This is a genomic window from Micromonospora vinacea, from assembly GCF_015751785.1.
Lineage (GTDB): Bacteria > Actinomycetota > Actinomycetes > Mycobacteriales > Micromonosporaceae > Micromonospora > Micromonospora vinacea.
Genome location: NZ_JADOTY010000001.1, coordinates 5,839,860 through 5,854,561 on the forward strand (window position 1 = coordinate 5,839,860; position 14,702 = coordinate 5,854,561).

Below are 14,702 nucleotides of genomic sequence, written 5' to 3' on the forward strand. Positions count from 1 at the left end.
GACGGATGGTGGGCGCAGCCGACAGAGCAAGAGGGAGATACCGGTGGACGAGACATACGACGTGGTGGTGGTGGGCGGCGGCGCCGCAGGGCTCAGCGGGGCCCTGGCGCTGAGCCGGGCCCGACGGTCGGTGCTGGTGATCGACTCCGGTGAGCCGCGCAACGCGCCGGCCGACCGGATACACAACTACCTCGGCCGGGAGGGGACGCCGCCGGGCGAGTTGCTCGCGATCGGCCGGGCCGAGGTGGCCGGGTACGGCGGGCAGTTCCGCACCGGGCGGGTGGAGGCCGCGACCCGGGACGACGACGGGTTCCGGCTGAGCCTCGACGGCGGGGCGTCGGTGCGGGCCCGCCGGCTGCTGGTGACCACCGGTCTGACGGATGAGCTGCCCGACGTGCCCGGCCTGGCCGAGCGGTGGGGTCGCGACGTGCTGCACTGCCCGTACTGCCATGGGTGGGAGGTTCGCGACCGGCGGATCGGCGTCCTGGCGACCAGCCCGCTGAGCGTGCACCAGGCCGAGATGTGGCGACAGTGGAGCCCCAGCGTTCTGCTCCTGCTGCACGACTCCCCGGCGCCGGACGCGGAGACCGCCGAGCGGCTCGCCGCCCGGAGCATCGCTGTGGTGCCCGGTCCGGTCGCCGCCGTGGAGGTGACCGACGACGCGCTGACCGGTGTACGGCTCGCCGACGGCCGGGTGGTGGCGCTCGACGCGATAGTGGTGGCGACCAGGCTGACTCCCCGCGCCGACGCGCTGGTGGGGCTGGGTCTGGCCCCGGAGGAGGTGACGATGGGTGAGCACGTCATCGGCGCCCAGATCCCGACCGACGCCACCGGTGCCACGACCGTCCCGGGTGTCTGGGTGGCGGGCAACGTGGCCGACATCCGCGGCCAGGTGATCACGTCCGCCGGGGCCGGCCTGAACGCGGCGGCGGCGATCAACGCCGATCTCATCGCCGAGGAGACCCGCGACGCGGTGGCCGCGTACCGGCAGATGGTGGCCACGACGTTCGAGGAACCGGCGTGGGAGGAGCGCTACCAGTCCCGCCCCTCGGTCTGGAGTGGCCGGCCGAACCCGCAGCTGGTCGCCGAGGTCACCGACCTGGCCCCGGGACGCGCCCTGGACGTGGGCAGCGGCGAGGGCGCCGACGCGGTGTGGCTGGCCGAGCGCGGCTGGCAGGTGACGGCGGTGGACATCTCCACCACGGCGTTGAGCCGGGCCGCCGCGCACGCCGAGGCCGCCGGCGTGGGCGACCGGATCGAGTTCACGCACGCCGACCTACGGGACAAGCCGCCCACCGAGGAGGCGTACGACCTGGTGTCCGCGCAGTTCATGCACCTGCCACCGGTGGAGCGGCGGGAGTTGTTCGGCCGGCTGGCCGCGGCGGTGGCACCGGGCGGCGTCCTGCTGATCGTCGGGCACCACCCCTCGGATCTGTGGGGGTCGGCGCACCGGATGCACATGCCGGACGCGATGTACACCGCGCAGGACGTGGCCGCCGAGCTGGAGTCGACCCACTGGGAGATGCTGGCGGCGGAGGAACGCTCCCGTCCCGCGACGAATCAGAACGGCGAGGAGATCACCCTGCACGACGCGGTCCTGGTGGCCCGCCGACGCTGACCTCGCACCGATCAGGTCGCTCCACGTTGGCCTGCGTCGATCATGGAGTTGTGGTGGATCACAAAGGTGGTGGAGCACCACCTTTCCGGCACCACGACTCCATGATCGGCGCGGGAGCGGGGGAACTCGGGACGACAACGTGAGAGGTGGTGGGGCAGGACTTCGCATGAAGTCCGCTCGGCGGTAGCGTTGCGCCACACTGACGGCCCGTGGGGCAGGCGACCGCCGACCCTGACGCCCCGATCGTACGGAGGATGGTGCATGTCCATCGGCGCTGAGCCGCACGCAGCACGCGACGATGCGGCCTCCCGGCCGAGCTTCGAGCTCGCCCTGCGCGGATACGACAAACGCCAGGTGGACCGGCACCTGGAGCAGCTCGACGGTCAGATCGCGATGCTGAGTGGGGAGCACGGGCGGTCCGCCGTCCGCGTCCGTGAACTGACCGCCGAAGTGCAGCGGCTGCGTGCCGAACTGGCCGAGCTTCAGGAGCAACCCGTGCAGGTGGACCGCGCCTCGTTCCACGATCTGGGCCCGATGGTCGGCGAAATCATGGCGCTCGCCGAGAAGCAGGCCGGCATCATCACCGAGTCCGCCACCGACCGGGCGAACGAGCTGCGCAGCGAGTCCGAGCGGATCCTCGCCGACACCCGCGAGCGGGCCGCGCAGGCACGTCAGGATCTGGCCGAGGAACTGGCCGCCCGGCGGGCCGAGCAGGAGCAGGCGCACGAGGAGCGGCGCACCCTGGCCGAGGCCGAGCTGACAGCTATCCGCGAGCACGCCGAGCAGTTGCGGGCCGACGGTGAGGCCGCGCACGAGCGCGCCCAGCACGAGGCCAAGCGGATCACCGAGCAGAGCGCGCAGCAGCTCAACCAGACCCGGGTCGCCGCCGACGCGCTGATGAAGTCGGCCCGTACCCAGATCCAGCAGGAACTCCAGTCGGCCCGCTCCAAGCACCAGCAGGAGATGGCCCAGTGGCAGGCCGGCGTGGAGCGGGAGGTCAACGAACGGCGTACCGCCGCCGAGCAGGACATCGCCGAACAGCAGGCCGCCGCCGAGCAGGAACTGGCCGAGCAGCGCAGCGCGACCGAACAGCAGATCGCCGCGCTGCTGGCCGAGGCACAGCAGCACGTGACCGAGCTGCGCAACCGCGCCGACGAGCAGGCCGCCAGCCACCAGCAGCAGCTCGCCACCCTGCAGAAGGAGCTTGAGGAGCGCCGGCAGGAAGCCGCGGAGCTGCACGCCGAGCTGGACACCGGCCGCCAGCAGCTCGCCGAGATCCGCCAGGAGGGCGAGGCGCTGGAGAACGAGCTGTCCCGGATGCAGCAGCGGCTCAGTGAGGTCCGCCGCGACCTGACCGCCGAAAGCGCCCGGCTGGACGACGCCCGCCGCGCCGGGGACTCCGCCGAGCGGCACGCCAAGGAGGTCCGCGCCCGCGTACAGCGGGAGGCGAAGCGGGTTGCCGACCTCGCCGCCGCGGCGGTCATGGCCGCGGCAGCCGGTGGCACGGAGACGGCCGAGTACCCGATGGTGGGTTCCCGCTCCAGCGCCGACCGGCCCGCCCCGGAGCGGGCGGGCGTCGAGCGGCTCACCGTCGAGCGCGTCGGCGTCGACCGGTACTCCGCGGAGCGCCCCGCCGTGGACGACGCGGACGTCGATCGCGCCACTGCCGACCGCGCCCCGCTCAACGCCGCACCTGCCGACCGGAGCCCGGTCGAGAACGGCTACGCCGACCTGTCCCCGGTCGAGCAGGCCAATGGCGACCAGGCCCCGGCGGAGCAGGCGAACGACGAGCACCCTGAGGCAGCGGCGGTGGCGGACGAGTCGACGACGTCCGAACGTACGGCTGCCCGGGAGGTTGGCGCCGACGACGCCGAGCGGACCTTCCCTCGGCACATCGGCACTGACGCACCGACGCCCGTACCGTTCCTGGCCTTCGGGCAGCCGGTCAGCGAGAACGGCGCCGCCCGGCACTGACCTCAGCCGCGGTTGCACCCGGGTCCGGAGCGAATGCGCACGGGCCCGGGCCGACCAGCGGTGATCAGGTGATGAGAAGTAGGTCCTAGAAGGTTCGGAGACCTACTTCTCATCACCTGATCAAGGGACGGGCGGTGGCCGGTGCGGATTCTGCGCGGAACCGGGTCGCCGTACCCGTTCCAGCTGGCAGGCTGGGCTGGCCGCCGCGCACCAGCGGTGGCCGCCGGCCCGACCGGTGACCGAGAGGAGCGCCCGGTGACCGACCAACCGGAGGAGTTCGACCTGCTCGTCGTCGGTGGCGGCAAGGCCGGCAAGACGTTGAGCATGGACGTCGCCCGATCCGGTCAGCGGGTCGCCATGGTCGAGCGCGGCATGATCGGCGGCAGCTGCATCAACGTCGCGTGCATCCCGACGAAGGCGCTGGTGACCAGCGCGCGGGCCGCCCGCCAACTGCGGGACGCGTCGGCGCTCGGCCTGACGGTGGAGGGCGGCCGGGTCGACATCGACCTGTTGCGCGCGCACAAGCAGGACGTGGTCGAGGGGATGGTCGCTGCGAACCGGCAGCAGTTCCTCGACTCCGGCCTGCACCTGGTGATCGGCGAGGCGCGGTTCGTCGGCCCTCGGACCGTACGGGTGGCACTCGCCGACGGCGGCGAGCGACTGCTGCGCGGCAGCGACGTGGTGATCAACACGGGCACCCGCCCTCATCTGCCGTCGGTGCCCGGGATGGCCCAGGCCGGTGTGCTCACCAGCGACGAGTTGCTGCACCTGGACCGGCTGCCGGCCCGGCTGGTGGTGCTCGGCGGCGGCACCGTCGGGGTGGAGTTCGCGCAGATGTTCGCGTTGTTCGGCAGCGCGGTGACGCTGGTCGAGGGCGGTCCACGGCTGCTCACCCGGGAGGACCCCGACGTCAGCGACGCGGTGATGCGCGTCTTCCTCGACGATGGCATCGACGTACGGGTGGGTGTGGCGGTCGCGCGGGTCGACCGGGAGGCCGACGGCTCGCTCCGGGTGACACTGGACGACGGCAGCGTGGTGGTCGGGGACGACGTGCTGGTGGCGGCCGGCCGGGAACCGGTCACCGACGGGCTCGGCCTGGACGTGGCCGGCGTACGGCTCAGCGAGCGGGGCTTCGTGGAGGTCGACGAGCACCTGCGCACCAGCGCCGAGCGCACATGGGCGGCCGGGGACGTCGCCGGCAGCCCGCAGTTCACCCACGTCTCGTTGGACGATTACCGGATCATCCGGGCCAACCTCGCCGGCGGCCAGCGCAGCACCGCCGACCGGCTGATCCCGTACACCGTCTTCACCACCCCGGAGCTGGCGCGGATCGGGCTGACCGAGACCGAGGCGCGCCGCGCCGGGTACGACGTCCAGGTCGCCCACCTGCCGGTCGCCGCCATCCCCCGGGCACGCACCCTGCGCCAGACCCAGGGCATGTGGAAGGCAGTCATCGACACCGGCACCGACCGGATCCTCGGTGCGTCGCTGCTCGGCGCCGAGGCCGGTGAGGTGATCACCTCGGTGCAGCTGGCCATGCTCGCCGGAATGCCGTGGACCGCTCTGCGGGACGCGGTCATCACCCACCCGACCATGACCGAGGGTCTCAACCTGCTCTTCGCCTCGCTGGAGTCCCGCCCGGTCCGCTGAGCGCCGCCGGGCCCGCGCCGGCGACCGCTACCCGGCGATCTCGTCGCGTACCCGTTGTTGGAAGGCCCGGGCCTGCGCTCCGGTGGGCGGCGGCCCGCCGTGCCGGGCGGCGACCGCCTGTCGGATCACCTGGGCCGGGTCGCCGGTCTCGATCAGCCGCTGACCGGCCGCCACCTTCGCGAGCCAGACGCCGTCGCGGTGGCGCACCAGCGACCGGCAGGCGCCGATTACGGCGTCCTCGGTGCCGGGCGCGGGCTGGTCGGCCGGCGGTGTGGGCAGGGCCAGCCACCAGGTCAGCGCCTCGATGAGCAGCCGGCGCAGGTCGGCTGGGGCGAGGTCGGCGAAGGCTTCCCCCGCCGGCGGCCCGAGCAGTGGGAGTCCACTCTGGTGCAGGATGCTGCGATCGAGGCCGTACCAGAATCGGCCGTCGGCGGCCGGGCGGTCGGCGGGGTCGAGGGTGCGCCGGAACGGCATGGCGGCCCCGGTGTTCAGTTCGACCTCGAAGCCGGGCTCCGGGGTGCCGGAGGCTGCCACCGCCCGGTCGTAGACGACCAGTTCCAGGCCGCGCGCCGGGCAGGGCAGCGCCTCGTGCCGCAGTCGGGCGACCACCGTCCGCTTGGCGGCCTCGGTGAGCGGTCCGGCGCTGAGCAGTGCCACGTCCACGTCGCTGCGGCCCGGCTGGTACGCCCCGAGCCCCACCGAGCCGGCCGCGTACGCGCCGACCAGGTCGGTGCCGAGCACGTCCCTGGCGGTGCTGACCAGGTCGTCGAGGTAGCGCTGAAGATCGGAGTCCACGGGTCATCATGACGCACGGCTCGGAACCCGGCGGGGCTACCCCGCGTAGAGCAGCAGCAGACCGGCGACGGTGTAGGCGACCATCAGCGCCAGCAGGGGTAGTTGGCCGGCCACCGCCCGGGCCCGGGGGAACAGGTACAGGGCGCGGTCGTGGGCGAGCAGCGTGCCGAGCAGGTGCCCGAGGATGATGACGGTGACCTGGAGGGTCGCCACCCCGGAGGGCGTGACCAGCGCGGTCTGCGGCTCCCAGTCGGCGGTGCCGAGCCAGTTGGCGCCGGTGCCCAGCGGGTCGGAGAGCAATGCGACGGTGCGCTGGCCCTCCAGGATCAGCAGCGAGTAGTAGTGCGCCACCACGTACCCGACGGCGATCGGCACGATGGAGTGGGCGATCTCGCCCGGCACCCCACGGGCCTCGGCCGCGTCGGCGCGACCGATGCGCGCCGCGGCGCCGGTGGCGGCGAGGTACGCGATCGCGACGGCGGCGATGACGACGCTCAGACCGGCGGTGCCGGTGACCGCCGGGTGCAGGCCGTTCTCCTGGCTGAAGCGCAACCAGACCGGCGCGTTGGAGAGGCTGTCGTACATGGTCGAGCCGAGCAGCACGATCACCACGGCGACCAGCCCGGGGCGGGGTCGCAGGCCGGCGATCCCGTCGAGCGGGTTGCGCCACACCAGGACGCCGTCCGCGGCCCGGCCGAGCGGGGCGAGCTGACCGATCAGGCTGCTGTACACCTCGAACGGGTCGGCGTGGTCGAACCAGCCGGCGCCGAACAGCACCGCCCCGGCCAGCAGGACCACCGTGTACCCGGCCAGCCAGGCGGTGATGACCGGCAGGGTGGCCCGGTCGGGGGCGACCAGTTCCAGCCAGACGAACCCGAACACTGTGGCGGCGGCCGGCCACCACCCGACGCTGGCGGGCAGCTCACGGAGCCCACGGTTCGGGTCGCGCCGCGCGGCCAGCGCCGCGAGCAGGTGGACCGTGCGCAGCGGGTTGACCGCCCGCCAGATCGGGCCGAGCAGCAGCGACAGCGGGGCCAGCCCGACCCAGAGCAGCACGTAGAGCGTGCCGGCGGTGGGGTTGTCCACTGTGTCCGGGCCGCCCAGCAGTCCGAGGCAGAACCAGGCGGCGGCGAGCAGGCCGAGCCCGCGCAGCGCCCATCGGAACGTGGGCGCGTCGAGGAGTCGGGCGAGCCAGCCCGGCACCGGGCGACCGCCGGTGGCGTCCCGGTCGAGTCGGGGTTCACGCCAGAGCAGGCCGAGCGCCACGAAGGTGACGACGAGGGTCAGCGCGGCGGCGACGACGAGCTGCGGCAGCGTGATCGGCAGGTCCTGGCGGCCACCGACGCCGTGTGCCAGCAGCGTGGGAGCGGCTGTCATGCCGCTCAGCGGACGACGAGTTGGAAGAGCACCAGCTCGGACTCGTGCGTCTCCACCTCGAACAGCCCGGTCTTGTCGGCCCGGAACTCCACCGAGCCGGGCGTGCCGGCCGGCAGCCGGGCGCCCAGGTCGTAGCCGTGCACGTGCAACTCGTCGGCCACGTCGGAGGTGACAGTGATCCGGACCAGCTGGCCCTTACTGACGGTGATCCTTCCGGTCGGCGGGTCGACCCGCTTCTTCGCGATGGTCACGGTGATCTGTTGGTCCACGGCGGCGGTGCTGGCGGAGGCGCTGGGCGTGCTGGTGGCCGTCGGGGCCGGCGCGGTGGGGGTGGCGCTCGACGGTGCGGCGGACGTGGGCGCCGTCGAGGGGGTGGCCACGGAGGGGTCGTCGTCCTGCCCACACGCGGCGAGGAGCAGGGCGGCGAGGGCGGCGGCAGCGAGGGTGGCGGTGGTGCGGGCGGCGGGGGTACGGACGAGCACGGGCGGACTCCGAACGACGCGAGGGGGACGGGTGTCGGGTTGATCGTCGGGGAGGAGAACTCTACGTCTTGTTCGGTGACGGGGAAATGACCATGATGAACGAATGCGATCGAAGCTGGTCACTGTGCGTAAGGTCCTGAGTCGGGTCGTGGCGGCGCTGGCGGCGACAGTGGTGGTGTCGTTGCTGCTGCCGGTCACCCCGGCGTCCGCGCACGGCCAGCTGGCGACCTCCACCCCACTGAAGGGCACCGTCGTCCGCGAGCCGCTGACCCAGTTGGCGTTGTACTTCACCGAGAAGCCGGCGTCGAACGCGCACTTCGCCATCAGCGGGCCGAACGGGTCGCGAGTGGACAACGGCTGGTCCTACGGTGAGCCGAAGCGACTGGACAAGCCGGTCACCGAGTACTTCATGGTCGACGGCGTGTTCGAGCCACGGCTGTACCACACCGGCTTCCCGGCCATGGTGACCGTCGCGCACTGGCCGGCGAAGGGCCGTTACACCGCCAGCTACCTCTCCGTCGCCTCCGACGGTGAGGCGGTGCGGGGCGAGGTGACCTTCGACTACCAGGGCCCGGGCACGGCGGCTCCGGCCGGCTGGTCGGCGCCCACTGCGGGGCCGGATCCGGCGCTGCTCGCCCAGGCCGAGGGCGAGGGCTCGACCACCTCCGGGGCCACCGGCAGTCCGGTCGCCCCGACCGGCACTCCGGCGGACGACCCGGCCGGCGCCGCGGAGGAGCAGCGCGACACCGGGTTCCCAGCCTGGCTGATCCCGGCCCTGATCGTCGTCACGGTCTCGGCGGTCGTGCTGGTGGCGGCCCGCCGACGACCTGCGTCGCGCGGAGCGTCCACTGCGGACCGCCGGCCCGCCGGCGCGGCGAGCCGGGGTGGCGCCGCCACCCGCAAGTCCGGCAGCCCGACTCGGAAGACCGGCAATCGGTCCGGTGGTCCGGCGCGGCGCGGACGGCGGTAGACCGTGGCCATAGCCGGCCATTCTTCGCGTACCGCCTCGAACTTTCGCTCGGACATCAAGAACTTTTGATGTATCGAGGCGAAGCCATGGACAGTCCAATCGAAACACCTTAATGTTCCGAGCCATCCACCCGGTGTTTCCGCAATGTCACTCGTCGGCGTCGAGGACGTTACGGAACCGGGGCCGACGGTCATCCTCACCGCTGATCCACGCCGGCCGTCGGACACTCCACTGCCTCCTGGAGGAACGATGGGCACACGCCTGCTACGCCGACTCCACCATCCCGTCCTGGGTGCGCTGGCACTCGTCCTCGCCGCCGGCCTCTGGGCCGTCCCCGCCAACGCCGCCCCCGCGCAGGAACCGGGCGTCACGCTGCGCGTCTTCGACGTGCAGGTGCCGCTGTCCGAGTTGTGCACCCTCAAGCCCGCCCAGACCCCGAACGTGGACAAGCTGATGTCCACCATCAACTGGACCTCGGCGGCCGACTTCGGCTTCGAGGACAACTTCGTCTCGCAGGTGCTCGGCAACATCACCACCACCCAGGCCGGCAACTACACGTTCCGGCTCAGCAGCGACGACGGCTCCAAGCTGTCGATCGACAACGCCGTGGTGATCAACCACGACGGCCTGCACGGCGCGACCCCGCCCAAGGAAGGCAGCGTCACCCTCACCGCCGGGCTGCACCCGCTGCGCATCGACCACTTCGAGCGTGGGGGCGGGCAGCAGATCACCCTGGAGTGGAAGACACCCGGTTCGTCGACCTTCGTGGTCGTACCGAACTCGGCGCTGAGCACCGACGCCGGCGTGGTCCGGGTGACCGCACCCGGACGCAAGGAGTGCGAGGGGATCGCCGACACCCCTGGCGACGGCCTGCCACTGACCGGCGTGCACCCCGGCTACACAGTGACCAACCTGCGACCCAGCGGCTTCCAGCCGAAGGTCACCGGCATGGACTGGCTGGCCGACGGCCGGCTGGTCATCAGCACCTGGGGCGGCAGCGATCAGTCCGGCACCTCCCAGGACGGCGAGGTCTGGATCCTCGGCAACACCGGCGGGTCGACGAGCCCGGGCAACGTGACCACCAAGAAGATCGCCGGCGGCCTCAAGGAACCGATGGGGCTCAAGGTCGTCGACGGGGTGGTCTACGTGACCGAGAAGCAGCGGTTGACCCGGCTGGTGAACACCGGCGGTGACGAGGTGGCCGAGCGCCTGGAAACCGTCGCCACCTGGCCGTACGGCGGCAACTTCCACGAGTTCGCGTTCGGCCTGCTCTACCAGGACGGGTTCTTCTATCTGAACCTGTCGGTGTCCATCAACTCGGGCGGCGCCACCACCAACCCGCAGCCCGCCACCAACCGGGGCACCACCCTCAAGGTCAACAAGGACACCGGCGCGGTCAGCTACGTCGCCGGCGGTCTGCGTACGCCGCACGGCATCGGCTGGGGCCCGGAGGGCGGCATCTTCGTCACCGACAACCAGGGCGGCTGGCTGCCCTCGTCGAAGCTGGTGCACGTCAAGCAGGGCCGGTTCTTCAACCACTTCACCAACCCGGCAGGCCCGTTCGACACCGCGCTGGTCACCCCGCCGGTGCTCTGGATGCCGCAGAACGAGATCGCCAACTCGCCCAGCACGCCGATGTACCTGACCAGCGGTCGGTACGCCGGCCAGTTCGTCATCGGCGACGTGACGTACGGCGGCCTGCAACGGGCGAATGTGGAGAAGGTCAACGGCGAGTACCAGGGCGCCCTGTTCCGGCTCACCCAGGGCCTGGAGGCAGGTGTCTCCGAGGTCAACGTCGGCCCGGACGGCGCGATCTACGTCGGCGGGCTCGGCGCGGGCGGCAACTGGGGCCAGACCGGCAAGCTGTCGTACGGCCTGCAGAAGCTCACCCCGAACACCGCCACCACGTTCGAGATGCTCGCGATGCGCGCCACCACGACCGGCTTCGAGGTGGAGTACACCCAGCCCGTCTCGGCGGCGACCGCCGCCGAGCTGGCCGCGCGCTACAAGATCAAGCAATGGCGGTACGTGGCGACGTCGAGCTACGGCGGCCCGAAGATCGACGAGGAGACGCTGACCGTCACCTCGGCCACCCTCTCGGCGGACGGAAAGAAGGTCAGCCTCGCGGTGGCCGGCCGCAAGGCCGGTCGGGTGGTGCACCTGCGCTCGCCGCGCCCGTTCACCTCCACCAGTGGCCAGTCACTGTGGAGCACCGAGGCGTGGTACACGCTCAACTCCATCCCGGGCAGCCCGCCGCCGCCGACCGGCGGCACCATCACCGGCGTCGGCGGCAAGTGCCTGGACGTCGACAACGCCGGCACCGCCGACGGTACGAAGATCCAGCTGTGGACCTGCAACGGCACCGCCGCGCAGTCGTGGACCCGGGTCGGCGACACCTACCGGGTGCTCGGCAAGTGCCTGGACATCGACAACGGCGGCACCGCGAACGGTACGAAGATCCAGCTCTGGACCTGCAACGGCACCGGTGCGCAGGTCTGGCAGCCACAGGCCGACGGGTCGATCCGCAACCCGCAGTCCGGCAAGATCATGGAGGCCGCCGGCGGTAACACCGGCGACGGCACCCAGATCCAGCTCGGCACGTACGCGGGCGGCGCACACCAGAAGTGGGTGGTCAGTAGCGGGGTAACCGGCTGACAGTCGACGGGCGGGGCGTGGTCTGACCGGCGGGTCAGGTTGCGCCCCGCCCGTCCACCTCGCGAAGGTCGCGCTCAGCGGAACAGCACCGGCCGGTTCCCCCGGGCGCCGACGAACTGGCCCCGGATGTTGATGTCCTCGATCGAGTCGGTAACCCACACGCCCCGGGTGGTCAGGTCGGTCATCACCCCGTTGCGCCACAGGAACGGGTGCCACGCAGCGGTGGTGGTGCTCTGGCCCACCACCTCACCCCGGTCGTTGATCGCGGTGGCGCGACTCCAGTCGCCACCGAGCGTGCCGAGGTCGGTCAGTGTGCCGTTCTGCCAGCGGAACGCCCGCCCGTTCGCCGCGCCCACCACCTGGCCCCGGTTGTTGACCCCGATGGCCTCGCTGCCGATCTGGGTGAAGACGCCGTTGCGCAGGAGACCGCCCACGCAGGTGCACGGGTAGTCCTGCGGGGGCACGTTGAACCCGCCCACCACGTCGCCCGCGTTGTTGACGTCGGTGGTGAACTCGTAGAAGTACTCCCGGCCCAGGTCGGTGAAGACCCCGTTGCGCCACAGGAAGCGGTGCGGCATGTCGCCAGCCGGTTCACTGGTGCCGAGCACCTGCCGCCGGTCGTTGACCCCGATCGCCACGCTGTTCTCCCCACCCAGGGTGCCCAGGTCGTGGAGCCGACCGTCGCGCCAGAGCACCGCGCGGGTCAGGTAGTCCGAGCCGAAGGAGGTGATCGCCACGTCACCGAACTCGTTGACGTCCACCGCGCTGGAATCCGTGTCGCCTGGCAGCACACCCAGGTCGATGATGACACCGTGGCGCCAGAGCACGGCGTGCCGGGCGCCGCTGGCGACGGTACTCCAGCCGACGATGTCGCCGCGGTCGTTCATCGCCGTCGCAGCGCCGTCGCCTCCGGACAGGGTGCCGAGGTCGACGACCCGATAGCTGTGCGGGGACGCGGCGACGGGAGCGGGAGCGAGGGTGATCAGCGCGACGACTGTCGTCGCAGCGGTCAGCAGGGGACGCAGGGACACCATGGACGCCAAGGGGGACGCTCCTCGGATCGGAGCGGCGACGACCCGGCGGACGGGCGCGGGGCAACCACCACTGCGCGTTCGATCGGTAACGCACAGTAGATCCGGTGTCGCGGCGGCGCACCAGGGACCGAACGGTCACCGACGCCCGAGGCGTCCGGCGAGCGAGGGCGTCGGTCAGGGGCCGTGCGGCAGCGGCTGCGCCAGTGCCCGCAGGTCCGCCGGGAGCTGGGCCAGGGCGTCCTCGAACTCCCGGTGCCCGACCACCCGGTGCATCGTCTGGAGCACCGCGCGGGTGCCCCGCTCGGCAGCGGGGCGGTCGATCCCGGCGCGGTCGGCCACCCGGCGCAGGAACTCGTCGTAGCCGAACGTTTCCGGCGGCTCGGCGGCCTTGACCAGCAGCGGGCTCAGCTCGTCGGCCAGGTGGGGGGCCAACGCGCCCGCCTCCCCGCCGCTGAGCCGCTCGGTGAGGGTTCGCAGGACCGCCTCGGTGAGCGGGCGCGCCTGCTCCGGCGGGAGACCCGCCCGTGCCGCAACCTTGTCGACGAACGCCAGCTCGGCCATGCCCCCGCCCTTCGCTTTCGGAAACGCGTGGCTACCCGGGTCCACCGGCAGCAAACGCGGCAGCCGCAGCGGGATGGTTCTGCTGGTTGCTCAGCGCGGTGCCGTCGGCTTCTCGTACGGTGAGGTCGGACCGGGAACCCGACGGCTGCCCGACGGCGGCCCGTGCCGCAGGAGGAGCAGATGGCCCTCGACCTGCCCGAGGTGATCGAGAGGTACTTCCGGGCCGTCAACGACCGGGACCTGGACGCGTTCGTCGCCTGCTTCGCGGACACCGCGAGCGTCGCCGACGAGGATCGGCTGTACGACGGGCGGGCGTCGATCCGCGCCTGGCGACAGAAGACGATGGACGCCTACTCGTACGCAGCGGAGCCGGTCCGGGTCACGTCGCAGGCGGGCGACTCGTACCTGGCCATCACCCGGGTGTCCGGCGACTTTCCCGGCAGCCCGATCGAGTTGCGGTACCGGTTCACGCTGCGCGACGGGTTGATCGGAGCCCTGGACATCCGTCCCTGACGGCGAGGTTGATCCACGACACGAAGGGAACGCCGTGCCGCGAGTCTGGCTCATCACCGGCTGTTCGCGTGGTCTCGGCCGTGCCCTCGCCGATGCCGTCCTGGCCGACGGCGACCACCTGCTGGCCACCGCCCGCAACCCGGCGCAGCTCGACGACCTGGTCGACCGGCACGGCGACCAGGTCCGCGTGGTGGCCCTCGACGTCACCGACCCCGCCGCCGCCCGCGCCGCCGTCCGCACGGCGGTGGACACCTTCGGGCGGCTGGACATCCTGGTCAACAACGCGGGGTACGCCGACGTCGCCGCGATCGAGGACATGTCGGAGGACGACTTCCGGGCGCAGATCGAGGCCAACTTCTTCGGCGTGGTCAATCTGTCCCGGGCCGCCCTGCCGGTGATGCGCGAGCAGGGACGCGGGCACATCGTGCAGATCTCCAGTGTCGGTAGCCGCGTCGCGAGCACGGGCCTGGGCGCGTACCAGTCCGCCAAGTGGGCGGTCAGCGGCTTCTCCGCGGTGCTCGCCAAAGAGGTCGAGGCGTTCGGGATCCGGATCACCTCGGTCGAGCCGGGCGGGCTGCGCACCGACTGGGCCGGTTCGTCGATGAGCGCCCTGCCGATCAGCGAACCGTACCGGCCGGTCATCGACCCGGCCGTGCAGCGGCTGCGCCAGGCCAGCGGCGCCCAGCCGGGCGATCCGGCCCGCGCCGCCCAGGCGATCATCCGGATCACCCGGGTCGACGAACCGCCGCTCCGGTTGCTGCTCGGCGCCGACGCCGTGGCGGCCGCCCAAGCGGCCGCCGAGGCGCTCGCCGCGTCCGACGCCCGGTGGCGGGAGTTGAGCGGGTCCATCGCCTTCGACGCGGCCCCCTGACCCGACCGCCCCCACCCGACCGTCGACGCTGACCCGGTCCCCTACCGGACCGCCGAGCCGGGCCGGCCCGTAGGTGATCAACCGCCGAACGGACGAGACGGCCGAGGGGCCGGTGGGTGACATGATGTGGCGACAACAGCTGTCGCTACGAGAAGGGTTCCGGCTGCCCGATGGCGCACTCAGAGGCTCGCACGTCCACGAC

The 14,702-nt window shown here is 72.2% G+C and carries 12 protein-coding genes; 7 read left to right on the plus strand and 5 right to left on the minus strand.

Annotation, left to right across the window (positions count from 1 at the left end; translation table 11 throughout):
- The first annotated feature begins 43 nt into the window (after nt 1-43).
- The 3 genes from IW249_RS27440 (at nt 44) to IW249_RS27450 (ending at nt 5,242) form a co-directional block, all read left to right on the plus strand.
- Nucleotides 44-1,618, plus strand: a complete 1,575-nt coding sequence (locus IW249_RS27440; RefSeq protein ID WP_196923397.1) for a bifunctional NAD(P)/FAD-dependent oxidoreductase/class I SAM-dependent methyltransferase — start codon at nt 44-46, stop codon at nt 1,616-1,618.
- Between the two features lie 261 nt (nt 1,619-1,879).
- Complete coding sequence (locus IW249_RS27445) at nt 1,880-3,592, plus strand: coiled-coil domain-containing protein (protein ID WP_196923398.1); 1,713 nt, start codon at nt 1,880-1,882, stop codon at nt 3,590-3,592.
- A gap of 255 nt (nt 3,593-3,847) precedes the next feature.
- On the plus strand, nt 3,848-5,242 hold the full coding sequence (locus IW249_RS27450; protein WP_196923399.1) for a dihydrolipoyl dehydrogenase family protein: 1,395 nt from the start codon (nt 3,848-3,850) through the stop codon (nt 5,240-5,242).
- 27 nt (nt 5,243-5,269) lie between these two features.
- Here the strand turns inward: IW249_RS27450 and IW249_RS27455 are convergent, their stop codons facing one another.
- From IW249_RS27455 to IW249_RS27465, 3 genes are read right to left on the minus strand one after another with little or no spacing between them, the layout of a single operon-like run.
- Nucleotides 5,270-6,037: a nucleotidyltransferase domain-containing protein gene (locus tag IW249_RS27455; protein ID WP_196923400.1), complete on the minus strand. Its 768-nt coding sequence runs from the start codon at nt 6,035-6,037 to the stop codon at nt 5,270-5,272.
- 36 nt (nt 6,038-6,073) lie between these two features.
- Nucleotides 6,074-7,414 carry a hypothetical protein gene (locus tag IW249_RS27460; RefSeq protein WP_196923401.1) on the minus strand — a complete coding sequence of 447 codons (1,341 nt, stop codon included), beginning with the start codon at nt 7,412-7,414 and terminating at the stop codon, nt 6,074-6,076.
- Nucleotides 7,415-7,419: 5 nt separating this feature from the next.
- Nucleotides 7,420-7,896 (minus strand): cupredoxin domain-containing protein, encoded by a 477-nt coding sequence (locus IW249_RS27465; protein ID WP_196923402.1) that lies wholly within the window; start codon nt 7,894-7,896, stop codon nt 7,420-7,422.
- 103 nt (nt 7,897-7,999) lie between these two features.
- Here IW249_RS27465 and IW249_RS34860 point away from each other — a divergent pair, with 103 nt between their 5' ends.
- Nucleotides 8,000-8,866: a copper resistance CopC family protein gene (locus tag IW249_RS34860; RefSeq protein WP_196923403.1), complete on the plus strand. Its 867-nt coding sequence runs from the start codon at nt 8,000-8,002 to the stop codon at nt 8,864-8,866.
- Nucleotides 8,867-9,115: 249 nt separating this feature from the next.
- Entirely contained in the window at nt 9,116-11,521 is a 2,406-nt protein-coding gene (locus tag IW249_RS27475; protein ID WP_196923404.1) for a ricin-type beta-trefoil lectin domain protein, read from the plus strand.
- 74 nt (nt 11,522-11,595) lie between these two features.
- On the opposite strand, the gene IW249_RS27480 is transcribed toward IW249_RS27475, so the two are convergent.
- Together IW249_RS27480 and IW249_RS27485 are read right to left on the minus strand one after the other, a co-directional pair.
- Nucleotides 11,596-12,555 carry a hypothetical protein gene (locus IW249_RS27480; RefSeq protein WP_231394288.1) on the minus strand — a complete coding sequence of 320 codons (960 nt, stop codon included), beginning with the start codon at nt 12,553-12,555 and terminating at the stop codon, nt 11,596-11,598.
- Nucleotides 12,556-12,729: 174 nt separating this feature from the next.
- Nucleotides 12,730-13,116 (minus strand): DUF2267 domain-containing protein, encoded by a 387-nt coding sequence (locus IW249_RS27485; protein WP_196923406.1) that lies wholly within the window; start codon nt 13,114-13,116, stop codon nt 12,730-12,732.
- Between the two features lie 180 nt (nt 13,117-13,296).
- Between IW249_RS27485 and IW249_RS27490 the strand changes: the two genes are divergently transcribed.
- Both IW249_RS27490 and IW249_RS27495 read left to right on the plus strand, forming a co-directional pair.
- Nucleotides 13,297-13,629 (plus strand): nuclear transport factor 2 family protein, encoded by a 333-nt coding sequence (locus IW249_RS27490; RefSeq protein WP_196923407.1) that lies wholly within the window; start codon nt 13,297-13,299, stop codon nt 13,627-13,629.
- Nucleotides 13,630-13,663: 34 nt separating this feature from the next.
- Nucleotides 13,664-14,500 (plus strand): oxidoreductase, encoded by an 837-nt coding sequence (locus tag IW249_RS27495; protein ID WP_196923408.1) that lies wholly within the window; start codon nt 13,664-13,666, stop codon nt 14,498-14,500.
- The last annotated feature ends 202 nt before the right edge of the window (nt 14,501-14,702 follow it).